Origin of the sequence: Brevibacterium ravenspurgense (assembly GCF_001584615.1) — a bacterium.
Lineage (GTDB): Bacteria > Actinomycetota > Actinomycetes > Actinomycetales > Brevibacteriaceae > Brevibacterium > Brevibacterium ravenspurgense.
Genome location: NZ_LQQC01000010.1, coordinates 148,795 through 171,469 on the forward strand (window position 1 = coordinate 148,795; position 22,675 = coordinate 171,469).

Below are 22,675 nucleotides of genomic sequence, written 5' to 3' on the forward strand. Positions count from 1 at the left end.
AATCAGATTTCGAGGGTGTCGAACCGCACGCCGGGAGTTTCACCCGAATCGTAGATGTCGAAGCGGGACCCGAGGATGAGTGGGTCGGGTGCGGTTGCGATCTCTTCGTCCTTGCCAGGGTAGTCAAACTGGTTGAGAACGTGGCGAATAGCCTCGAGGCGGGCGCGCTTCTTGTCGTTGGACTTCACAACCGTCCACGGTGCTGCGGCGGTGTCGGTGTAGAAGAACATGGCCTCCTTGGCCTCGGTGTAGGAGTCCCACTTGTCGAGGCTGGCGAGGTCAGTCGGGGAGAGCTTCCACTGGCGAACCGGGTCGTTGCTGCGCGATGCGAAGCGGTGCAGCTGTTCTTCACGGCCGACGGAGAACCAGAACTTGACCAGGTGGATTCCGGAGTTGACGAGCATGTTCTCGAACTGCGGGGCCGAGCGGGTGAACTCGAGGTACTCTTCCGGCGTGCAGTAGCCCATGACGCGCTCAACGCCGGCACGGTTGTACCAGGAGCGGTCGAACAGCACCATTTCGCCGGCTGCCGGCAGGTGGTAGACGTAGCGCTGGAAGTACCACTGGGTCTGTTCGCGCTCAGTCGGCTTTTCCAGGGCGACGACGCGGGCACCGCGCGGGTTGAGGTGCTCCATGAACCGCTTGATGGTTCCGCCCTTGCCGGCTGCGTCGCGGCCTTCGAAGATGATGACGAGCTTCTGGCCGCTTTCCTTGATCCAGGTCTGCAGCTTCAGCAGTTCGATCTGCAGTGCCCGCTTGGTCTTCTCGTATTCCTTGCGGCCGAGCTTTTCGTCGTACGGGTAGTTGATCTTCCACGCGTCCGACTTCGGCCCCTTGCGCTTTTCCAGGCTGTTGCGCAGCGAGCGAATCGAGTCGATTTCGTTGGCGAAGTCCGGCACACCCTTGGGTGTGAGTTCGAATTCGGCGTCGGCATCGGACTTCGTGGTCTGTGCCGCGTCGGTCGACTGCGACTTGTCAGCCGCAGGGGCCGAGGTGTCGGGCTTGTCAGTGGCTGCTGCTGCGGGCTTCTTGGCGGCCGGCTTCGCGGTGGCGCCTTCCGGTTTCTGCACGGGAGTGGTGGAGGGCTTGCGCGGGTCTTTGTTCTGAGCGTTCATAGTTCCATCTTAAGAGAATTCACAGGGTTCATGGAGCGTCTGTTCATGGATCAGAAGCGTGCGTCTTGCCGCGTGATCTCAGATGATCATTCGGCTGGTTTGTGCTGTGCGTAGATGTCGTCGATGGCCTCAGCGAAGTCGCGCGTGACCAGGTGGCGCTTGACCGACTGCTTGGCCGACAGGTAACCGTTCTCGACGGTCAGTTCGACCGGCAGAATACGGAAGGAGCGAATCGACTCTGCGCGGGACACCGTCTTGTTCGCCCGGTCGATAACCTTTTGAACAGCGTGCTGCACCCGTTCGTGCTTGGCCGCTTCCTCAAGGCTCATTTCCGGCAGGCCCTTGCTTTCGAGCCAACCGGGAAGCATTTCCGAATCGAGGAAGATGAGCGCGGAAACGAACTTCTGTCCCTCGCCGATGACGACCGGCTGGCCGACCACAGGGTGGCGCCTGATGATGTCTTCCAAGGGCGCCGGTGCGACGTTCTTGCCGCCGGCGGTGACGATGAGCTCCTTTTTGCGACCGGTGATGGTGATGAATCCGTCTTCGTCAATCGATCCCATGTCCCCGGTGCGGAACCAGCCGTCGACGAAGCTGTTCTTGGTGGCTTCGTCGTTGTGCAGGTAGTCCTTGAACACGCACACGCCCTTGGCGAGCATTTCACCGTCGGGTGCCAGCGCGACAGAACAGCCCGGCAGGGGAGTGCCGACCGTGCCGATACGGCTGCGCCCCGGGGTGTTGACGCTGATGGGCGCCGTGGTCTCCGTCAGACCGTAGCCTTCCAGGACATCGATGCCGACGCCGGCGAAGAAGTGACCCAGGCGAGAGCCCAGCGGGCCCCCGCCAGACACGGCGTGTGCCGCCTGGCCGCCGAGGATGTTGCGCAGCTTGCTGTAGACAAGCTTGTCGAACACTGCGTGCTGCAGTTTCAGGCCCAGTGGCACCTTGCCTTTGGACTTGGCCTCCGAGAAGGCGACGGCGACGTTTTCGGCAGCGCTGAAGATCTTTCCCTTGCCGGAGGACTCAGCGTTCTGCAGGGCGGCGTTGAACACCTTTTCGAAGACGCGGGGCACGCCCAGGATGAAGGTGGGGCGGAACAGGCCGAGCGATTCGGTGAGTTTGGTCAGATCGGCTTCGTGAGCCAGTACGACGCCCTGGATGATGCACGCCGTCTGGATGAAGCGGGCGAAAACGTGTGCTGTGGGCAAGAACAGCAGGCAGCGGGCTCCGGTGTAGAAGACTTCCGGAACGTGGGCGCGGGCCGCCTGCACCGTCTGTACGAAGTTGGCGTGGGTGAGTTCGCAGCCGCGCGATTTGCCGGTGGTGCCGGAGGTGTAGATGATCGTGGCGACATCAGCCTGCTGGACTGCGGAGCGGTGCTGTGTGAGTTCGTCGTCGCTGACCGAACGGCCTTCGGCGACGAGCTCGGGGCAGCCGTTGTCCCAGACGACGACCTCGATGTCACCGGCTGCGGCTTCGCGCAGGCGCTGGGCGTATTCCTCGTCTTGTGCAGCGGCGATCGTGACGCCGGCGTCTTCGAGGATCCATGCGACCTGGTCACGGCTTGACGTGTCGTAGAAAGGGACCGAAATGCCGCCGGCGAAGCTGATGGCGAAGTCCATGACGGTCCAGTCGTAGCTGGTGGGCCCGAAGATGCCCACGCGCACGCCGGGGCCGACTCCGCGCTTCATGAGTCCTTTTGCGCGCGCCAGGATGTCGGACAGGAATTCGCGGGCGCTCACTTCTTCTTCGCGGCCGCTCTCAAGACGGCTGAGCAGATGCGCGTGGGGGTCGATTTCCACTCGTGCGATCAGGGCGTCGGGGATGGTCGACACGGTGTCAAGCTCGAACTCGAGCGGCGTCGACGACATCGGCATCATCAGCGTCATGCAATCTCCTTCGAATTGTTACTGCCATCGTATTGGTGATCTCGCGCCTGTGCACCTTTCGGACACGCTGAGCGTTCGCTTGCGCCTGTGCATAGAATTGGCCGCGACCCACCCTGTTCACCTGGAAGGACCCCGATGACGTCTACGTCGCCCAAGCCCGCCTCTTTTCGATACGACGCGGCTCTTGCCGAAAAGATCGAACAGAAGTGGCAGCGTCGGTGGCAGGAGCAGCAGACCTTCGCCGCTCCGAACCCCACGGGTGATCTCGCCGAGCCGATCAACGGGTTTTCGGCGAAAGACCGCGAACCGGTCTACATCATGGACATGTTCCCGTACCCTTCGGGCGCTGGCCTTCACGTGGGACACCCGCTGGGCTACGTGTCGACTGACACCTACGGCCGGTTCCTGCGCATGCGCGGCAAGAACGTCATGCACGCCCTGGGCTATGACGCCTTCGGCCTGCCGGCCGAACAGTACGCACTGCAGACAGGTCAGCACCCGCGTGTGACGACGGACGCTGCCATCGCCAACATGCAGAAGCAGCTGTTCCGCATGGGCCTGGCACACGACCCTCGCCGTTCTTTTGCCACGACGGACCCGGAGTTCGTCAAGTGGACGCAGTGGATCTTCCTGCAGATCTTCAATTCCTGGTACGACCCTGAAGCTGAGGGCGGACGAGGTGCCGCCCGCCCGATCTCGGAACTGGTCGCTCAGTTCGAGCAGGGGCGCGACACCGGCCGCGGTCCATGGGCCGAGCTCAGTGCCGCCGAGCGTGAAGACGTGCTGCAGGAATACCGCCTGGCCTATGTTTCGGAATCCCCGGTCAACTGGTGCCCGGGCCTGGGAACAGTGCTCGCGAACGAAGAGGTCACGGCCGAAGGCCTTTCAGAGCGCGGAAACTTCCCGGTGTACACCCGAAGCCTGCGGCAGTGGAACATGCGCATCACCGCCTATGCCGACCGCCTGGCCGATGACCTTGACAAGGTCGACTGGCCGGATGCGATCAAGGCCATGCAGCGCAACTGGATCGGCCGTTCGACGGGTGCTTTCCTGCGCTACGAACCGCAGACAGAGGGCCTGGAGCGCATTGAGGTCTACACGACCCGCGCCGACACGGTGTTCGGCGGAACGTTCCTCGTTCTGTCACCGGAGCACCCGCTCGTCGAGTCCTACACTGCCGAGCAGTGGCCCGCTGACACTCCCGACAGCTGGAAGGGCGGTAAGGACACCCCCGCTGCTGCGGTAGAGGAGTACCAGCGCTGGGCAGCTGGGCGCACCCCCGTGGAGCGACAGCAGGACAAGAACAAGACCGGTGTCTTCACCGGCACCTATTCAACGAACCCGGCAACGGGCAAGCGCATTCCCGTCTTCATTGCTGACTATGTGCTCATGGGCTACGGCACGGGCGCCGTTATGGGTGTTCCCGCTGAAGACCCCCGTGACTGGGACTTCGCGAAGGTGTTCGACCTGCCCTACATCCGCACCGTCCAGCCGGATGCCGACCACGACGAAGACTCGGCCTATCAGGGTGAAGGGGAGAAGATCAACTCCGCCAACGCCGACATCGATGTCAACGGCATGGAAGTCGAAGCTGCCAAGGCCGCTGTCGTCGAATGGCTAGCCGGCCAGGGCCTGGCTGAAGAGACCACGCAGTACCGTCTGCGCGACTGGCTGTTCTCCCGTCAGCGCTACTGGGGTGAGCCTTTCCCCATCGTGTATGACGAAGACGGCGTCCCACACGCACTTCCGGAAGACCAGCTGCCGGTCGACCTGCCGGAAATGGACGACTTCTCGCCGCGCACCTTCGATGCGGACGACGCTGCTTCGGAACCGGAACCGCCGCTTGGACGCAAGGAAGAGTGGGTCAACGTTACCCTCGACCTGGGCGATGGGCCCAAGCAGTACCGCCGGGAAACCAACACGATGCCCAACTGGGCCGGATCGTCTTGGTACCAGCTGCGCTACGCGGACCCGAAGAACGACAGTGTTCTGGTCGACCCGCAGAACGAGGCGTACTGGCTTGGCCCGACAGCGGAGCGGCCTGCCGGCGGTGCGGGTCTTTACGTCGGCGGTGTTGAACACGCAGTTCTGCACCTGCTGTACGCCCGCTTCTGGCACAAGGTGCTGTTCGACCTTGGCCACATTTCCTCGTCTGAGCCGTTCCATCGTCTGGTGAACCAGGGCTACATTCAGGCTTATGCCTACACGGATTCCCGCGGGGTCTACGTGCCGGCCGCGGAAGTCGAAGAGCGTACGGATGAGGCCGGTGAAACCACCTACTGGTTCGACGGCGAAGAGGTGAACCGCGAATACGGCAAGATGGGCAAATCGCTCAAGAACGTCGTCACTCCGGATGAAATGTATGCCGCTTTCGGTGCCGACACCTTCCGTGTCTACGAAATGTCGATGGGCCCGCTCGTCATGTCGCGACCGTGGGAGACCCGCGCGGTTGTCGGCTCGCAGCGCTTCCTGCAGCGCCTGTGGCGTCTGGTTGTGGATGAGGACTCCGGTGAGCTGCTGGTCACCGATGACGCCCCGGACGAAGAGACCCTGCGCGCCATGCACACGGCGATCGCCGGTGTCACGGAAGACATGGAGAACATGCACTTCAACACCGCGGTGGCGAAGCTCATTGTTCTCACCAACCACCTGACCAAGGCGGGGAAGGCGCCTCGGGAGGCTGTTGAGGCCCTCGTGCAGATGACCGGCCCGCTGGCACCGCACATTGCGGAAGAGCTGTGGGAGCGCTTGGGGCATGAAGAAACCCTGGCCTACCGCGCCTTCCCGGAAGCTGACGAACGCTACCTCAAGGCCGAAACCGTGACTGCAGTCGTGCAGGTCAAGGGCAAAGTCCGCGACCGGCTCGAAGTTCCTGCAGACATCACGGAAGAAGAGCTTGAGAAGCTCGCCATCGAATCGCCGGGGGCCCAGCGGGCACTGGCCGGTGCAGGTCTGCGCCGCGTGATCGTCAAGGCCCCCAAGCTCGTCAACCTGGTGCCGGACGCCTAAAGCTTCCGACGCCCTTTTGTGACGCAGGCCGTCTGCTGTTGTGAAACTCACACCTGCAGACGGTCTGTTTGTGCGCTGTTTAATTGGTGTGAATTCTTCTTCGGGCTACCGTGGAGCTCATGACTAGGCTTGCTGATGAGATCCGGGCTTCCCTGGTAGTAAGGCCGACCATTGAACCGCGCGACGAAATCGCTGTGCGCGTGCAGTTCCTTGTCGACTACTGCCTGACAACGGGGGCCCGCGGTTTTGTGCTGGGCATTTCCGGCGGCCAGGATTCCACACTTGCCGGCCGTATGTGCCAGATGGCAGCGGAGAAGCTGCGCTCGCTGGGCGAAGACGTCACCTTCACCGCTGTGCGGCTGCCCTACCGCGTCCAGTCAGACCACGAAGACGTGCAGCTGGCCATGGAGTTCATCCAGCCTGACAAAGACGTTGACTTCAACATCGGCAACTCCGTTGATGCTCTCGCAGACGAATTCACTGAAACTCTCGGCGAACCGATAAGCGATTTCAACCGCGGCAACGTGAAAGCCCGCATCCGCATGACCGCCCAGTACGCAATCGCCGGTGCTGCTGGCCAGCTGGTTGTCGGCTCCGACCACGCGGCAGAAGCAGTCACGGGCTTCTACACGAAGTTCGGTGACGGAGGAGCGGACGTCATGCCCCTGTACGGGCTGACCAAACGCCAGGGCCGTGCCCTTTTGGAAGAAATGGAAGCTCCCGCCCGCCTGTACGAGAAGACGCCGACAGCTGACCTGCTGGACGACGCGCCCGGACAGTCCGACGAAGACGCGCTCGGTGTGAGCTACGAGGAGATCGACACCTACCTCGAAGGCGGCGAAGTCCCCGACGACGTCGCGATGAAAATCGAACAGCTCTTTATGCGCAGCAGGCACAAGCGCACCGTGCCGGTAACACCGCAGACCGACTGGTGGATTCGCTGCTGAGTTCGCGTGCCCAAAGGCCTCAGCCGGACAGCAGGTAGAACACCCAGGCGCCGGCACCGCAGAAGATCGCGGTGGCCGCGAGGTAGCTGACCGCTAGAGCAATCCGGCGAGTAGACAACATCTGCACGACTGACACCATGAGTGTTGAGAACGTTGTGAAGCCCCCGAGGAAACCGGTCGAGATCAGCGGCACCTCGTTCCCAGTAAGACTGGCCGCGGCGGCTCCGGCAGCACAGCTGCCGACCAGGTTGACAGCAAAGATGCCGACAGGCCACGCGGGAGAGCGGAACAGGCGCGTGAGAGCGCTGTCGAGCAGATAGCGCGCGACCGCACCCAGGCCGCCCGCGGCGCACACGGCGAAGAAAACAAGCCCGGTCATGCTCGCCCTGAGAATCGGCGGCCGATGATTATTGCGGCGACCGCTGCCGCAAGCCCCGCCGCGATTGACAGCAGTGGGTAGAACGCGGATTCGGTCAGCACACTGTGCACGGCGATTGCAGATGTGCTGGACAGCGCACCAGCCAGTCCCGTGCCGAGGGCCAGCCGCACCAGAGGGCGTGCGGTGAGGCGTGATGTCAGGGCGAAGCCAAGCAGACCGCACGCCACGGTATTGGCGGCAAACAGGGCTGGTCCTTCTGCAAACACCAGCCCCAGTCCTGCGCGAAGAGCTGTGCCGGCCATACCGCCGATGAAAACCGCCGCCAACCTGCTCAGCAGGTGCGGAGGCGCGGGGGAGGCGTGCGCTGTGGTGCCGCGGCGTTCAGAACCGGGCGGTTCGGCTGCGTGGGCAGCGGAACTCACAGGAGGTCGGCTTCGAGTGCGGCGCGTTCAAATGCCGAGCGTGCAGTCAGCAGGTTCTGGGCGAGAACATCGCCGCGTGCCGCAGCCGCCGAAAACTCGCGCCATCCGCCTTCCCGAGCGTCGCCCGGGATGATCGACAGGATGCCGTCAGCTTCCGCCGTTTCAGCCTTGAGCCATTCGCGCAGATCGCGGGCGGCACGGAAAACACTCATAAAAGCAGAGTGGACCGCCGCATCAGAGAACGACTGTTTGGCCGAGGAGCTGAGAAAGCCGTCAAGTTGGGCGGCGCCTTGGGCCGGGAGATCCTGGCCGCGGTCGATGCGGAGGTTCTCCATGAGCGGGCTGTCCGCGGCGAAGGTCTCGAGCAGCTTCTGCGCGGCGGGAGCATCAGGCTGGTCGTCTTCTGGCAGTTCGGCCGCGTAGTAGATGGTGTTCTCAGCCCTGCGAGCTTCCGCGATTTCTGCATTGAGTGCGTCAATGCGGTTCTGCGTGCGCGCCCACTCAGCGCCGATGCCGACGGTGCCGGCCAAAACGATCAGACCTGCGACGATGACGATGAGGCCGATGACAACAGCTGCGGTACCGGGGAAGATGACAGCCGCGACGATTCCCACAGCCACAATGACAACAGCGGCGACCGCAATGAGCAGCGCCGGCAGGGAATTCACGAGAAAGTCGGTAAAACGCTTCACACTGTCAACCTTAGTACGGACACCCGTGGGACTATGGGAGGCAGAACTGATCACCTGCGAGGAGAGGGTCAATTGACTCACATTTCGGTCATCGGCTGTGGTTATCTCGGAGCGGTGCACGCCGCCGCTATGGCTTCTGTTGGTCACACCGTCGTCGGAATCGACACGGACAAGCAGAAGCTGCAGAAGCTGGAAAACTACCAGCCGCCGTTCTTTGAACCCGGACTTGCCGAGCTTCTGGAAGCCGGGCAGGCCGATCATTCAGCCGGCCAGGAAAGTGCGGACGGAACAGCGCAGCGTCTGCTGTTCACCTCGGATATCTCGCGTGCCGCCGAAGCTACGGTCCACTTCATCTGTGTGGGCACGCCGCAGTCGAAAGACAGCAACGCGGCCGACATGACCTATGTGAACTCCGCGATCGCCGACCTCATGCCCCACCTTAAGCCCGGAGACCTGGTTGTCGGGAAGTCGACCGTGCCCGTGGGGTCGGCCGCTGAACTGGCCAAAAAGATCGCCCCGACGGGAGCGAAACTCGCCTGGAACCCGGAGTTTCTGCGCGAAGGCCACGCTGTCGAAGACACCCTGCGTCCGGATCGGATCATCTACGGGGTTGAAAGCGGCAGTGAAGACGACCCTGCTGTGGCAATCCTCGACGAGGTGTACGCGCACAACCTGGGTGAAGAGGAAACAACCCCGCGGCTCGTCATGGACTACCAGACGGCGGAACTGGTCAAGACTGCCGCGAATTCGTTCCTCGCGACCAAGATTTCGTTTATCAACGCCATGGCCGAACTGTGTGAAACCGCCGGTGGCGACGTTGCCGTGCTGGCTGATGCGATCGGCATGGACAAGCGCATTGGGCGTCGGTTCCTCAACGCCGGCCTGGGCTTCGGCGGCGGCTGCCTGCCGAAGGACATTCGCGCCTTCATTGCCCGTGCTGACGAACTCGGAGTTGAACAGGCCGTGAGCTTCCTGCGGGAAGTCGACAGCATCAACCTGCGCAGGCGTGCCCGCATGGTCGACCTGACGTGCGAAGCACTCGGCGGCGACCTCACCGGCAAGCGGATCACGGTGCTCGGCATTGCGTTCAAACCGAATACCGACGACGTCCGAGACTCTCCTGCACTCGATGTTGCTGAGCGGCTGGAACAGGCCGGCGCACAGGTCGTCATCACCGACCCCGAGGCGATTGAAAACGCACGCCTGCGCGATCCCGAACTGACCTACACGCCGGACCTCACCGAAGCGCTTACAGGAGCTGACGGTGTCGTCCTGCTGACGGAATGGAAACAGTACAAGGACCTCGACCCGGTGGCTGCCGGCAAACTCGTTGCACGGAAGATCATTGTGGACGGCCGCAACGTCGTCGACCGCAAAGCCTATCGCGACGCCGGCTGGACGGTCCGCGGCCTGGGCAGGCAGGAATGAGCTCAGGTTGCTTCGGCGGGCGCGGCGTTGGTGCCAGCGGGAGTGACGGCGGCGAGGTGGATGGCCGCGGGGTAGATCGGCGCGGAGGTGCGCTGTGATCGGCCTGATCCTCGACTCCACCGTTCGGCTGTGCGACTCTGACCGCGAAGTGATCGCCGAGGCTTTTGCCGGGCGGGTGCGCACAGTCGACCTCACGGTCACGATTGACGATGACGAGTTCCGGGACTCACAGCTGGATCCGTCTGAGCTGTGCTCGCGTATGCGCGGCGGAAGCACGGCGCGGACTTCGATGCCCGCCGTCGAGGACTTCGCCGCTGCGATTCGCGAATTGCTAGACGACGGAGCCGACGGGGTCATCATCATCACGCTGTCGGCAGAAATGTCCGGTACCTACAAGGCCGCGACTGCGGCTGCCGCGCAGGTTGCGCAGGAACGGGGTATTGAGGCTGACGGCGATGCTGGGGCTGAGGGTGTTCGGCCAGGCGAGGCCGTGGGCATCCGGGTGATCGACTCGCGCACCGCCAGCGCCGGCTCCGTCGGCATCGCCCACTGGGCGGCCGCATATGCGCAGCAGGGTGTCGCCGTTTGCGGCGATGCCGCAGAGAAAGCCGCCGCACAGTACAGCGCAACTTTCTTTGTCCCCGAAACACTCGAGTACCTGCACAGGGGAGGAAGAATCGGCGGCGCGGCGGCTTTGTTCGGACGCGCACTGAAGATCGTGCCCGTCTTGCAGGTCGACGAAGGCCGCGTTGAACCGGCAGCCAGGGTCCGCACCACCGCAAAGGCCGCACGTCGCGCAGTCGACGAGGCCGTGGCCGCCGTGGACGCGATGCGGACGCTTGACGGGGCGGAAAACCTGCGGGTGCAGGCGACCGTTATGCACCCCGAGGCCACAGACGGTGAAGCCAGCACGCTGTTTCGCGCCATTCTTGAGGCCGCACAGGCTCAATGGGATGACGTGGACACGGCGGTTCTGTCGACTGTTGTGACAGCCCATGTGGGTCCAGGCGCTGCTGGCGTAGAAGTGCGACTGGTTCCCTAAACAGCTCCTGCAACTTCAGGCGGGCACTTCTGTGTCTGCCGCTGTGGATGGTTTCGCACTGTCCACAGGCACCCTCCGCTGGGCTTGGCGACGGGGTTGAATGCGGTGCATGAAACGCTCACCAGAAGACAGACTGGGTGCCCTGCGGGAAAACTCAGCGCAGGGCTGGCAGCCCGACGACGACGTCGATGACATCGCCGACCTGCTGCCCAAAAGCCGCCCGCTCCCGCGGCGGATGGTTATTGTGTCGCTTATGATCATCGTCCTCATCGCCCTCTGTGTTTTCGGTTTCCTCAGGACACGCGGAACCAGCCAGCCTGAGGCAGCGCAGATCACTGCGCAGCCGACCGAAAAGGCAAGCGTGCAGGTGCACGTCGCAGGGGCTGTGAAGAAGCCGGGTGTTGTCACCCTCGACGGACAAGCACGGGTGGTTGATGCTCTCGACGCCGCCGGAGGGACGAAGAAGAACGCTGATCTCACCCAGGTGAATCTCGCCAGGGTCGTCAAAGACGGTGAACAGATCGTTGTACCGGAAATCGCTGACGATGCCGGTGCAAACGCACCGCAGACGGCACAGGGCACAGCCGGAGGCGGCACCGGTTCCGCGGCCGGCGGCACAGCGGCGGGTGCGGGCCAGAAGATCAACATCAATTCCGCCTCGGCAGCTGAACTTGAGAACCTGCCCGGTATCGGACCGGTTACGGCAGCCGCGATCGTGGCGTACCGCGAGGAGAAAGGGCCTTTTGCCTCGGTGGATGCGCTGACAGAGGTGTCAGGCATCGGGGAGGCCACCCTTGAGAAGATCAAGCCGAACGCCACCGTCTGAGCATCTTTTTCGATATGCGCTGAAGTATCCCGTCACACTCCGCCTGGTGGCAACGGCTGCGGCCGTGTGGGTGTGTGCTGCTCTTCCCGGCCCCGATTGGACGATCCTGCTGGGCTCCGGGGCATTTGCACTCATTGCTGTTGGCCTGTGGGCGTGGACTGCGCGGTCATCCGGCGGCGTGCAGAAGACAGCGCTCGTAGCGGTGACGTGTGTTGTCGTTGGGATGGCCGCAGTGGGTGTCAGCACGGTGCGCATGCTCGGCACACCAGACGGAGGCGACCTGTCGGGGCAGGTCAAGATCGTCAGCGATCCGGTCCAGAGCGCTTCGGGGTGGTGGCGAGCGGCGGCCTCAACAGATGACGGCCCGGTCACCCTGTTGTCACGTGAAGAACTCCCCGAAGCCGGCAGCACAGCCCAGGCGGAACTGTCGCTCAAGCGCGCAGGGGCGCAGGCAACCGGTTTCGTCACCGCGCTTGAAGATGTGCGCGAACCGGTTGGCGCGTGGCGCATCAGGCGGGACGTGCGACAGGAGTTCCACGCGGCGGTGTCAGCAGGCAGTGAAGGTGCGGGGTTGGTGCCCGGTCTGGTGGTCGGCAATCGGACCACGGCCGATGACGCGCTGTTGGAAGACATGAAGATCGCCTCGCTGACCCACGTGTCGGCGGTCTCGGGTACGCACTTGGCGATTGTTGCGATGACCGCACTGTGGCTGGCCCGCTGGATCAGCCATCGTCCGCTGGCATCGACTGCAGTGGCCGTCGTGATCGTGGCAGGGTTCGTCTTCATTGTGGGTCCGGCGCCGTCGGTCATCCGTGCCGCGGGTATGGGGCTCGTGGGAGCCTACGCCGTTGTGCGCGGAACCGGTAAGCGCAGTCTGGCGCTCATAGCGGCGGCAGTCATCGGCGTCATCATCATCCGACCAGAGCTGTCCACATCGATCGGATTCATCTTGTCGGTGTGTGCTGCCGGTGCGCTGATTGTGCTGAGTCAGCCGATGACAACCGCACTGTGTCGGTGGATGCCGTCTTTTGCTGCGAACCTCCTCGCGGTTCCGGTGTGTGCCCAGCTGGGTGTTTTCCCGGTTCTGCTGACAATCGACAGTCAGCCGAGCCTGTGGTCGATACCGGCAAACATCGTGGCGGTTCCCGCACTGGGGCCGATTGTCATCGGAGGGCTGGCAGTGCTGGCATCCGGGGGTCTGCACGTACTCACTGGCTGGGCCGTTTTCGGATACTTCGCTGATGGTGTGGGCTGGCTGCTGCAGTGGCCGGCCCAGTGGATTGTCGTGGTCTCACACGTGGCCGCGGCTTTGCCCGGTTCTGTGCTGCCGTGGGCAGAGGGAATCGCGGGCGTCATTCTGGCTGCCGTGCTCGGTGTCGCGATTGGTGTTGCTGTCCTTGGCTTTCGGAAAACCAAGATTCGCTGGGTCGCGTCCGCTGTCGCTGTCTGTGCGCTGGCAGCCGGGATGGGGCTGCCTTTTATTCACCGTCCCGCTGGTGACTGGACGGTCGCGTTCTGCGATGTGGGGCAGGGCAGTGCGACTGTGGTTCGGCTCGATTCCGCACACTCCCTGCTGATCGATGCCGGACCGGACGAGGTGAAACTCGCCGACTGCTTGTCTGCTCTGAGAGTGCGGCAGACGAGTGTCATCATCAGCCACTTCGACGCCGACCACTACGCGGGCCTGCGCGCTGCCACGACGGGTGGGCGGACAGTCGAAGCAGTGTGGACATCCGCTCCGAGCCTCGCGGACCCCAGAGTAAGCGAAGTGCAGACTCTCACGGGTCACGAGGTGCAGGGACTTTCAGACGGCATGGCCTTTTCAGCCGGTGATATCCGGTGGGAAGTACTGTGGCCGCCTCCTGCGATGGCAGCACAGACCGACGGACGCAATCAGATCTCAGCTGTCATCAAGGTCGAAACCGCCGGAGTCTCAGTTCTTGTCACAGGCGACGTCGAAGAAGACGGGCAGAGAGCCATGGCGGCTGAGAACATAGATGCCGACATCCTCACCGCACCCCACCACGGTTCCCGGTTCATCGATGAGGGTTTCTTCACCCAGGTGGGAGCCTCCGCCGGAATCGTGTCGGTGGGAGCTGACAATCGCTATGGCCACCCAACACAGCAGGCGCTTGACGCATTCGGCCCCGTGCCGGTGCTGCGCACAGACGAATGCGGCACCGTTGTACTTCGCCGGGACGGACAGCTGACAGGCCTCGGCGGGTGCTCAGCAGCCGTGAACCGCTAGGCTGATCCCGTGGCAGCGAAGAAAACCCTCACTCCGTGGCACCGGGCCAAACCGGCACCCATCGTGCTGATTTCCGGGCCGGAAGCCGTTCTTGCCAGAAAAGCCCAAGACACCGTGCTGAGCAAGGCGAAGAAAACCCACGGGGATGACATCACCCACCTCGATGCCAGCTCTTATCAGCCGGGTGAGCTTGCACAGGCCGCCGCGCCGTCGCTTTTCACCACGCGCGGGATTGTGGTGGTCGACAACTGCGCCACCATGAACGATGCCTTCCTAGAAGACGCGCTCGCCTACGCAGCTGAACCCTCAGATGACATGGTCGTCATCCTCAAACACTCAGGCGGCAACAGGGGAGCGCGGCTGATCAAGGCGCTCGAAAAAGCAGAGTTTCCCCGCATTGACGCATCGGCCCTGAAATCAGAAGCCGACAAGAACGCCTTTGCCGAAGGCGAATTCAAACGTGCCGGACGATCCATTCGCCCGGATGCGCTCGCGGCCCTGATGGATGCGCTCGGATCAGATGTTTCTGAACTCGACCAGGGTATCCGCCAGCTGCTTGCAGATACGGAAGGCGAGATCACCCACCAGATCGTCGACCGCTACTACGGAGGTCGGGTCGAGGCGACAGGTTTCAAGGTGGCTGATGCGGCGTGTTCCGGCAATACGGGGCAAGCGCTCGCGCTGACCCGTCACGCACTGTCAACGGGAACTGATCCCGTGCCGATTGTTGCGGCGATTGCGCTGAAGCTTCGTCAGCTGGCGAAGGTGCAGGGGCTCAGTGGTTCGTCGGGACAGCTGGCGGCGGAACTCAAAATGGCGCCGTGGCAGGTGGATCGGGCACGCCGGCAGGTGCGCCAGTGGAACGAGGCGGAACTCGGCCGGGCTCTTCTCAGTGTGGCTGCCGCTGACGCAGCCGTGAAGGGCGGGGGACGGGACCCCGAGTTCGCCGTCGAAACCCTCGTGCGGGAAGTCGCCCAATCAGCCCGCAGGCGCTGAAGCGAACCCCGCACTGAACTACGACTGTCTCCGGTCGCAACCCACCCCAAGCACTCCAAAAACAGCACGAAAAAGGGGACGAACCACGTGGTTCGTCCCCTTTTGTCGGCTTTATCAGGCCTTGAGCGCGTTCACAGCCTTAGCCAGGCGCGACTTGCGGTTTGCTGCGTTCTTCTTGTGCAGCACACCCTTGCTCACTGCCTTGTCGATCTTGCGCGAGGCAACCTGCAGGGCTGCCTGTGCTTCGTCAGCGTTGCCAGCTTCGATAGCTGCGCGGACGTTGCGGATCTGACCGCGAACTTCGCTGCGCACAGCGCGGTTGCGCAGGCGAGCCTTTTCGTTGGTCTTGTTCCGCTTGATCTGAGACTTGATATTTGCCACTTCAACACTCTTCTGTCGAATTCAATAGGTCGTGAGGGCTTCCCGATAATCGATGCGCCCTCAGCGGGGAAAGCGTCCGGCGCCTGAATATCAGGAGTACATCCGCCCGACCATGGTGAGACACACACCTTGGCGGACATACGGCCAAAAGCTTAGCGGTTTGCGGGTCCGAACGCTAATTCTCGCGGGGTGTTCGAGCGGTTGTCTTCACCACACGCGGGGCTTCGTCTCAGCCCCACAGCGCTGCGGTCAGCCCTGCCCGCCGTTGTCTATGTTCTCCACGATCTTCGAATACAGCGTCATGGGCATGATGGAACCCTCGCGTCGCACAGCGTTGGGGGCAATGCGGATGACCCGATCCAGACGGATTTCAGACGGTCGGTTTTTAGAATCCCAATCGCCGGAGCCGATGTTGATCCACGGTGTTCCGTCGTTCTGCCGGATTTCGCCGACATTGCCGGGCACGTGGTCTTGTGAGGTGAGCATGAGCCCCAGCAGCCACGAACCGTCGTGGCCAACAAGCAGCACAGGCCTGTCTTTGCCCTTCGTGGAGTCCTCTTCGTAGGGAACCCACGCCCACACGACTTCGCCGGGGTCCGGATTGCCGTCAAGGTCGGGGGAGTAGACGGGGCGGACCGTGCCGGTGAAGTCACCGGGATAGCCGCCGGAGGGACGCTTGGGGAAGCCCTGTTTGATCGGCTGCTTCTCCGCTCGCCTGGCGATCGAGAAGTCGTCGCGTTTCTTCTGGCCGCCACCGCGTTTCTGCGGGCTTGTCTTCTGTTTATCGGCCCGTCCAGGTGAGGTGTCAGGACCGCGGTGAGTTCCACCTCGTGAGTCTGACGAGGTGGAGGTCCCGCCTCCCAGGAGGAGGTCGGCTGCCAGCCGACCCACCTGTTCTTGGTCGATGCTGCGGCTGAGCGCGTTGATTCCTGCGCGCAGCCCCCTGCGGATGAGGCGCTGTGAGAAGTTGGAGTTCGCCATGTGTCAACGATAAGCGCTGGACAGGCGTATGAGACAATGAGGAGCTGTTTGAGACCCACAAAGGAGCGTTCATGCCTCAGGTGAGCGATACTGCTGCCCAGCGGATTCAGGTGGCGTCCACCGACCCTGCGAATATCCGCAACTTCTGCATCATCGCCCACATCGACCACGGTAAGTCGACTCTTGCCGACCGTATGCTGCAGATGACCGGGGTGGTGCAGCCGCGTGAAATGCGCGCCCAGTACCTCGACCGGATGGACATCGAGCGCGAGCGCGGCATCACGATCAAATCGCAGGCGGTGCGCATGCCGTGGATGACGGATGACGGCGAACCGTTTGCGCTCAACATGATCGACACCCCCGGCCACGTGGACTTCTCCTACGAGGTTTCGCGTTCGCTGGCCGCATGCGAAGGTGCGCTTCTGCTGGTTGATTCGGCTCAGGGCATTGAAGCCCAGACGCTGGCGAACCTCTACATGGCCATGGAGCACGATCTGACGATTGTTCCCGTGCTCAACAAGATCGACTTGCCGGCTGCGAACCCGGACAAGTACGCAGAAGAGCTTGCCAACCTTATCGGTGTTGAACCCGAAGACTGCCTGCGCGTGTCCGGTAAGACCGGCGAGGGTGTTGAGGCTGTTCTCGACCGGATTGTCAGCGACATCCCCGCACCTGAGGGCAATAAGGACGCGCCGGCGCGTGCCATGATCTTCGACTCCGTCTACGACACCTACCGCGGTGTTGTCACCTATGTCCGCGTGGTCGACGGAAAGCTGGGTCCGCGCGAAAAGATCCAAATGTTCTCCACTGGTTCGACGCACGAAACCCTGGAGATCGGTGTGTCCTCGCCGGAGCCCAAACCGTCGAAGGGTCTGGGAGTTGGTGAGGTCGGCTACCTCATCACGGGTGTCAAAGACGTGCGCCAGTCGAAGGTCGGTGACACGATCACAACCGCCGCTGACCCTGCTGAAGAGGCGCTCGAGGGCTATCAGGAGCCCAAGCCGATGGTGTTCTCCGGTCTGTTCCCGATTGACGGTTCGGACTACCCGGTGCTGCGTGATGCGCTGGAGAAGCTGCAGCTCAACGATGCTGCGTTGACCTTTGAGCCTGAAACGTCTGCGGCTTTGGGCTTCGGTTTCCGCTGCGGCTACCTGGGGCTGCTGCACTTGGAGATTGTGCGCGACCGTCTGGAACGCGAATACGATCTTTCGCTCATTTCGACCGCCCCGTCTGTTGTGTACCAAGTGACGATGGAAGACGGCACCGATTACACGGTGACCAACCCCAGCGAATATCCGGAAGGCAAGATCAAGGAAGTCCGCGAACCGATGGTTGCGGCAACGATCCTCACCCCGTCGGATTTTGTTGGCCCCGTCATGGAGCTGTGTCAGAGCAAGCGCGGCCAGATGAACGGTATGGACTACCTGTCGGAAGACCGTGTGGAGCTGCGCTACCGCATGCCGTTGGCTGAGATCGTGTTTGACTTCTTCGACCAGCTGAAGTCCCGCACCCGCGGCTACGCTTCTCTTGACTACCAGGATGACGGCGATCAGGCCGCCAACCTCGTCAAGGTCGACATTCTGCTGCACGGTGATCACGTGGATGCGTTCTCTGCGATTGTCCACCGTGATGACGCCTACCACTACGGCGTGAAGATGGCTGGGAAGCTCAAGGAGCTTATCCCCAGGCAGCAGTTCGAAGTTCCCGTGCAGGCGGCTATCGGTTCGCGCATCATTGCGCGCGAGACGATTCGCGCGATCCGCAAGGATGTTCTGTCCAAGTGCTACGGCGGTGACATCAGCCGTAAGCGCAAGCTGCTGGAAAAGCAGAAGGAAGGCAAGAAGCGCATGAAGATGGTCGGAACTGTCGAGGTTCCGCAGGAAGCGTTCATTGCCGCGCTGTCGTCGGATGCTGCCGGCGGCGGGAAGAACTGACGGAAGATCTGATCGGTGCCGGCACAGCCTGACGGCGACGTTCCTCCGCTTGACGGTTTTCTGCCTGTCTCAGCGCAGGCCGGGGCCGAATCACGCACGCTCAGTGCCTATATCCACGTGCCCTATTGCCGGGTGCGCTGCGGGTACTGCGATTTCAACACCTATACGGCCGAGGAACTCGGTCCGGGTGCCAATCGCTCTGATTGGGCGGGCAATCTAGCTCACGAGGTGGAGCTCGCCTCCCGCGTTCTCGCTGACTTTCCTGCCAGGCCGGTGAGCACCGTGTTTTTCGGCGGGGGCACGCCGACTCTTCTGCCAGCCGCTGATTTGGCCTGCGCGCTTGAACGCGTGCGGGATGCTTTCGGTTTGGCGGAGGACGCCGAGGTTACGACGGAGGCGAACCCGGACACTCTGAGCCCGGAATATGTGGCCCAGTTGGCGGAGGCTGGTTTTACGCGCGTGTCGATGGGCATGCAGTCGGCCGTTCCGCACGTGTTGGCGACACTGGATCGCACACATAATCCGGAGCAGGTTCCCAAAGCTGTTCAGTGGGTTAAGGACGCCGGTATGCAGGTGTCAGTTGACCTTATCTACGGCACACCGGGGGAGTCAGCCGAGGACTGGCAGCGCTCAGTTGAGGCAGCCGTCGCGATGGAACCGGACCATATTTCGGCATATTCGCTCATTGTCGAACCGGGCACGAAGATGGGGGCGCAGGTTCGCCGTGGTGAGCTTCCCATGCCCGATGAAGATGATCTGGCAGATAAGTACGCGGCGGCTGATGCTGCATTTTCTGCCGCCGGTCTGCACTGGTACGAGGTAAGCAACTGGGCACGCAGTGCTGACCACGAATGCCGCCACAACAATGCCTACTGGACCGGCCAGGACTGGTGGGGTTTTGGTGCCGGGGCACACTCGCACATTGGGGGAGTGCGCTTCTGGAATGCTAAGCACCCGCGAGCATGGGCTGACCGACTTGCACAGGGGCAGTCACCGGCCATTGGCCGAGAAGAGCTTGATGCGGATACCCGCAGGTTGGAAGACCTCATGCTGCGGGCTAGGATCCGGCGGGGCATGCGTTTGAGTGAGCTGCCTGCCGGCACTGGGGTGCTGCTGGAACAGTTTGCCAAGCAGGGGCTTGTAGAACCTGATGAGGAATGGCTTGCGCTTTCGCTGCGCGGTCGCCTCATGGCCGATTTCATCGTCCGCGAGCTGTCGGAATACCTGTAGTCACAGCGGCAGGCCAGCGGCGCCTCGAAACCAGAAGGTAATGGAATCGGGCCCGGGTATCAGGGCTTCGCGTTGAGTGCTGTAATTGCCTTTAGCAGAGAGAGTATGAAAGCCAAATTCCCGATCATCGGCGAATGTTCTCGGAGGTAAGTCGCGCGAAGATGAGGGTGTCGGTCCATTCGCCCTTGCTGAACCAGTCCTGGACGTGATGTGCTTCGAGCCGGAGCCCGACACGACGAGCCAGTGCTGCCGAGGCGCTGTTTCGGGCATCCATCTGCGCGGTGATGCGGTGGAGCCGGTAGTGGTCAAACCCGAGGGCGAGCACTGCTCGGACGGCTTCGCTGGCGAAACCTTGCCCACCGTGCGCCGGGTCGAGAACCCACCCGATCTCGCCTTGACGGTGCTCGTGATCGGTGAGCCACAACGCGACGTCTCCGATCGGGACGCCGTCATGCTCGATGACCAGCGCAAGCGCGCCAGTCTCGCCATCGATGTCAGTCTTCGCTAGGCGTTCTGTGAGCTTGTCGTGGGTGACTTCCGCGGTCCATGGTTCGTCCAGCAGGTAGCGGGCAACGTCGGGTCGCGAGTACAGCTCGTGAAGCCATTCGGCATCGTCGGCGTTATGTGGACGGAGCCGAAGCCGCTCCGTCGCCAACGGCCACTGGGCGGTGGGCTTGAGGTCGCGCCGGTAATGGAATAGTTCCTCGCACTGCCCTGCGGGCGTGGTCCCGACGGCTCGCTCGACCTCACGGAACCCTGCGTTCGTCAAGCACCGCTGGGAGGCCTTGTTCTCCAGGAGCGTGCGTGCTGTCAAGGTTCGCAGTCCACTGTTGCGTGCGAAGCGCGATGCCAACTCCAGGCCCCGACGAGCGTGCCCTGCTCCCCGCGCATCCGGATGAATCCAGAACCCGACCTCGGCAGCCTCGGAGCTGACGTCGAAGAGCACCAAGGAGCCCACAAACCGGTCCGTCTCGGCGTCGGCAAGTGCGAGGACTGCCAGCGTGCCGGACGACAGACCCTCAGCAACCTCGTCACGGATCATCCATCGCACGGACTCGGGGGTGTAGTCGGACTCGGGCAGGTGGCCGAAGCGCCGCACAGCTTCATCCTTGGTGCCGGCTGCATACGCGTCTGCGTCCAGCTCAGAGAGGGGGGCGTAGGCGAGTGTTCTCAAAGGTGATCGGGAGGGTGGTGGCATCCAGCACGCGCTAAACCTAACATAGAATGGATAGCTAACTGAAGCGTGTTTGGTTAGGCTGGTGGGGTGAGCTACTGGGAACACCGCAAACCTGTGCGACGCCTCCGCGCAGTGGACATCGGGGAGGTTGCGAGGGCATCGGTGAGGCTGCTGGACGAAGGCGGGTTGAGGGCCCTCACCCTGCGATCTGTGGCGCAACAGGTGGGTGTCGCTCCAGCCAGCCTGTACTCCCGCGTCGAATCCGTCGACGATCTGTTCGACCTCGCCCTCGACACAGCGCTTGCAGACGATCCCGTGATGTCCGAGTCGATCCGCAACGCCGACCTGCCTGCCCTGATACACGCCTTCTTGAGCACCTCACGACCCACCGGTGGGCCGGCCTGGTGATCGGTATGCGCGCTCCCAGGGGCCCGGCGTACCTGGCCCTTTCCGAGCGGATGTGCGTCCTGCTCGAACAAGCGGGTACCCCGGATCCGCTGGGAACTGCCTACCGATTGTCCAACCTGGTGATTGGCGCCTCGCTGACCGCTCCCATGGCGTCTGACGAGAAACGCGTCGCCATTGACCCTGACCAAGCTCCTACCTATGCGCGGCTCCACGCGACGCACCACACCAGTCCACGCGAGATTCTCACCGACGGCATCATGGCACTCCTGTCGTGAGGTGGCCTTTTGATTGAGGACTGCCCTGCGTTGCTGATGGCCACGGGCTGGTCTCCGTGAGAGTGCGCCCAATCGCAGTGCGCCGATATTCGGACGGGCTGATCCCGACGATGGCGGTGAACTGCCGTGCGGCATGTCCACGGCTGCGCCACCCGACTTTTGTCATGGCGACGCCGATGGGAAGATCAGTCTCGACCAGAAGATGAGCCAGCCGATGGGCCCGAATGTGAGCCAGGTACCGCATGGGCGGCATCCCGAATCGTTGTGTGAACGCTCTGCCCAGCTGTGACACCGAGAGGTGAACCAGCGCGGCAAGGTCACGGAGTAGCCAATCCCGGTGAGGTGCTTCTGCGAGCAGCCGCGCTGCCAGTTCTGTGGATGTTTCACCGGAACGGCGCTCCGTGGCACTCCTAGCTGTTGACGTGTAGCGGCAGGCCTGGTGCCGCGCTGCGATGGTCATCGACGGCGCCTCCTCGACTTCACCTGCTGCGTCTGCGCACGGTGTGCAGGCGGTGAAGAATCGGTGGTCTTGAACAAGTCCACCCATGCCTCGACGGGCATGTCCTTCGGGAGTCCTGCAGAGGTCATGCCGTGGCGTGTTAGCCACGCTCGTGCGATCTGTGGTGACCCGAGTGAGGTGGTGCGCGCGAGGATCTGGGCCAGCCCGCGGCCGGGGCCGGTGTAGACGCGGTGGACTAGGGCATGGAACTGGCGTCGCCGTGTCGGGGACAGCAGCGGATGTTCGCGACGGTGGATGGTGAGGATTCCGCCGTCGACTCCCGGACGCGGGGTGAACGCGCGAGCGGGAACACGACTGTGCAGCGTGAACTCGAACCAAGGCGCCCATTGCGCCGTCATCATCGTGGCACCGCCGACGCCCGCTCTGCGCCGCGCGACTTCCCATTGCACGAGCACGATTGCATCGGTCCATGCCGGGGAATGCAGGATGCGGCGCAGTATGGCCGTGGTCTGGTGAAACGGCAGGTTGCCGACGAGCACATGCGCAGATGTTGGAAGCCGGTAGGTCAGGAAGTCGTCGGCGACGACCTCCACGTGCGACGGGAGTCGTTGGGTCAAGCGTCGGGCGAGCCGGGTGTCGATCTCGACGGCTGTTACAGGTCGCCCGAGCTGGGCCAGCGGGGTGGTGAGTGCTCCGTCACCGGGGCCGATCTCGATGATCGGGCCCTCGGTGGCAGCCACGAGCCGTGTGATCGTGGCAATGATGGATGGGTCAGTCAGGAAGTTTTGGCCGTGCTCATGACGGCCACCTCGATAGGTAGGCACTGTTTACTCCGT

General features: G+C 62.8%; 21 protein-coding genes. 11 read left to right on the forward strand and 10 right to left on the reverse strand.

The window, feature by feature from the left end:
• Positions 1 to 2 precede the first annotated feature (2 nt).
• Together ppk2 and Bravens_RS05190 are read right to left on the reverse strand one after the other, a co-directional pair.
• The gene (gene ppk2 / locus Bravens_RS05185) at positions 3 to 1,115 is read right to left on the reverse strand and encodes a polyphosphate kinase 2 (protein WP_209435917.1); all 1,113 of its coding nucleotides are present in this window, start codon (positions 1,113 to 1,115) and stop codon (positions 3 to 5) included.
• An 86-nt stretch (positions 1,116 to 1,201) separates the two neighbouring features.
• Complete coding sequence (locus Bravens_RS05190; RefSeq protein WP_062020972.1) at positions 1,202 to 3,004, reverse strand: AMP-dependent synthetase/ligase; 1,803 nt, start codon at positions 3,002 to 3,004, stop codon at positions 1,202 to 1,204.
• 135 nt (positions 3,005 to 3,139) lie between these two features.
• On the opposite strand from Bravens_RS05190, the gene leuS reads away from it, so the two are divergent.
• Both leuS and nadE read left to right on the forward strand, forming a co-directional pair.
• The gene (gene leuS, locus Bravens_RS05195) at positions 3,140 to 6,013 is read left to right on the forward strand and encodes a leucine--tRNA ligase (RefSeq protein ID WP_062020975.1); all 2,874 of its coding nucleotides are present in this window, start codon (positions 3,140 to 3,142) and stop codon (positions 6,011 to 6,013) included.
• 119 nt (positions 6,014 to 6,132) lie between these two features.
• Positions 6,133 to 6,960: an ammonia-dependent NAD(+) synthetase gene (gene nadE / locus Bravens_RS05200; protein ID WP_062020978.1), complete on the forward strand. Its 828-nt coding sequence runs from the start codon at positions 6,133 to 6,135 to the stop codon at positions 6,958 to 6,960.
• 19 nt (positions 6,961 to 6,979) lie between these two features.
• On the opposite strand, the gene Bravens_RS05205 is transcribed toward nadE, so the two are convergent.
• Genes Bravens_RS05205 through Bravens_RS05215 form a run of 3 tightly spaced genes read right to left on the reverse strand, consistent with a single transcriptional unit; the run spans position 6,980 to position 8,453 of the window.
• Complete coding sequence (locus Bravens_RS05205; RefSeq protein ID WP_062020981.1) at positions 6,980 to 7,339, reverse strand: fluoride efflux transporter FluC; 360 nt, start codon at positions 7,337 to 7,339, stop codon at positions 6,980 to 6,982.
• Positions 7,336 to 7,761 (reverse strand): CrcB family protein, encoded by a 426-nt coding sequence (locus tag Bravens_RS05210; protein ID WP_062020983.1) that lies wholly within the window; start codon positions 7,759 to 7,761, stop codon positions 7,336 to 7,338. The genes Bravens_RS05205 and Bravens_RS05210 overlap by 4 nt, the downstream gene beginning before the upstream one ends.
• A complete protein-coding gene (locus tag Bravens_RS05215) occupies positions 7,758 to 8,453 on the reverse strand; it encodes a hypothetical protein (RefSeq protein ID WP_062020986.1) in 696 nt (231 codons plus the stop codon). The genes Bravens_RS05210 and Bravens_RS05215 overlap by 4 nt, the downstream gene beginning before the upstream one ends.
• Before the next feature lie 72 nt (positions 8,454 to 8,525).
• Between Bravens_RS05215 and Bravens_RS05220 the strand changes: the two genes are divergently transcribed.
• The 5 genes from Bravens_RS05220 (at position 8,526) to holA (ending at position 14,993) form a co-directional block, all read left to right on the forward strand.
• On the forward strand, positions 8,526 to 9,881 hold the full coding sequence (locus Bravens_RS05220; RefSeq protein WP_082791047.1) for a UDP-glucose dehydrogenase family protein: 1,356 nt from the start codon (positions 8,526 to 8,528) through the stop codon (positions 9,879 to 9,881).
• Between the two features lie 94 nt (positions 9,882 to 9,975).
• Positions 9,976 to 10,923, forward strand: a complete 948-nt coding sequence (locus tag Bravens_RS05225) for a DegV family protein (protein ID WP_062020993.1) — start codon at positions 9,976 to 9,978, stop codon at positions 10,921 to 10,923.
• Between the two features lie 109 nt (positions 10,924 to 11,032).
• Complete coding sequence (locus tag Bravens_RS05230) at positions 11,033 to 11,749, forward strand: ComEA family DNA-binding protein (protein WP_061941152.1); 717 nt, start codon at positions 11,033 to 11,035, stop codon at positions 11,747 to 11,749.
• Between the two features lie 46 nt (positions 11,750 to 11,795).
• On the forward strand, positions 11,796 to 13,997 hold the full coding sequence (locus Bravens_RS05235; RefSeq protein ID WP_062020996.1) for a ComEC/Rec2 family competence protein: 2,202 nt from the start codon (positions 11,796 to 11,798) through the stop codon (positions 13,995 to 13,997).
• Between the two features lie 9 nt (positions 13,998 to 14,006).
• Positions 14,007 to 14,993, forward strand: a complete 987-nt coding sequence (holA, locus tag Bravens_RS05240; RefSeq protein ID WP_062020999.1) for a DNA polymerase III subunit delta — start codon at positions 14,007 to 14,009, stop codon at positions 14,991 to 14,993.
• A 114-nt stretch (positions 14,994 to 15,107) separates the two neighbouring features.
• Here holA and rpsT read toward each other — a convergent pair whose 3' ends face one another.
• Together rpsT and Bravens_RS05250 are read right to left on the reverse strand one after the other, a co-directional pair.
• Complete coding sequence (gene rpsT, locus Bravens_RS05245) at positions 15,108 to 15,374, reverse strand: 30S ribosomal protein S20 (protein WP_062021002.1); 267 nt, start codon at positions 15,372 to 15,374, stop codon at positions 15,108 to 15,110.
• A 249-nt stretch (positions 15,375 to 15,623) separates the two neighbouring features.
• Positions 15,624 to 16,355: a type II toxin-antitoxin system PemK/MazF family toxin gene (locus tag Bravens_RS05250; protein WP_062021005.1), complete on the reverse strand. Its 732-nt coding sequence runs from the start codon at positions 16,353 to 16,355 to the stop codon at positions 15,624 to 15,626.
• A gap of 71 nt (positions 16,356 to 16,426) precedes the next feature.
• Here Bravens_RS05250 and lepA point away from each other — a divergent pair, with 71 nt between their 5' ends.
• Positions 16,427 to 18,289, forward strand: coding sequence for a translation elongation factor 4 (gene lepA / locus Bravens_RS05255; RefSeq protein WP_062021007.1), 1,863 nt, complete (start codon positions 16,427 to 16,429; stop codon positions 18,287 to 18,289).
• 15 nt (positions 18,290 to 18,304) lie between these two features.
• On the forward strand, positions 18,305 to 19,519 hold the full coding sequence (gene hemW / locus Bravens_RS05260; protein ID WP_062021008.1) for a radical SAM family heme chaperone HemW: 1,215 nt from the start codon (positions 18,305 to 18,307) through the stop codon (positions 19,517 to 19,519).
• Between the two features lie 124 nt (positions 19,520 to 19,643).
• Here hemW and Bravens_RS05265 read toward each other — a convergent pair whose 3' ends face one another.
• Positions 19,644 to 20,618 carry a GNAT family N-acetyltransferase gene (locus Bravens_RS05265; RefSeq protein WP_244878122.1) on the reverse strand — a complete coding sequence of 325 codons (975 nt, stop codon included), beginning with the start codon at positions 20,616 to 20,618 and terminating at the stop codon, positions 19,644 to 19,646.
• 288 nt (positions 20,619 to 20,906) lie between these two features.
• Here Bravens_RS05265 and Bravens_RS10795 point away from each other — a divergent pair, with 288 nt between their 5' ends.
• Positions 20,907 to 21,104 carry a hypothetical protein gene (locus tag Bravens_RS10795; RefSeq protein WP_244878123.1) on the forward strand — a complete coding sequence of 66 codons (198 nt, stop codon included), beginning with the start codon at positions 20,907 to 20,909 and terminating at the stop codon, positions 21,102 to 21,104.
• Positions 21,105 to 21,109: 5 nt separating this feature from the next.
• Complete coding sequence (locus Bravens_RS10800) at positions 21,110 to 21,379, forward strand: hypothetical protein (protein WP_244878144.1); 270 nt, start codon at positions 21,110 to 21,112, stop codon at positions 21,377 to 21,379.
• Here the strand turns inward: Bravens_RS10800 and Bravens_RS10420 are convergent.
• Complete coding sequence (locus tag Bravens_RS10420) at positions 21,360 to 21,926, reverse strand: helix-turn-helix domain-containing protein (protein WP_082791048.1); 567 nt, start codon at positions 21,924 to 21,926, stop codon at positions 21,360 to 21,362. The genes Bravens_RS10800 and Bravens_RS10420 overlap by 20 nt on opposite strands.
• Positions 21,836 to 22,663: a 23S ribosomal RNA methyltransferase Erm gene (gene erm / locus Bravens_RS05275; RefSeq protein WP_062021010.1), complete on the reverse strand. Its 828-nt coding sequence runs from the start codon at positions 22,661 to 22,663 to the stop codon at positions 21,836 to 21,838. The genes Bravens_RS10420 and erm overlap by 91 nt, the downstream gene beginning before the upstream one ends.
• Positions 22,664 to 22,675 lie beyond the last annotated feature (12 nt).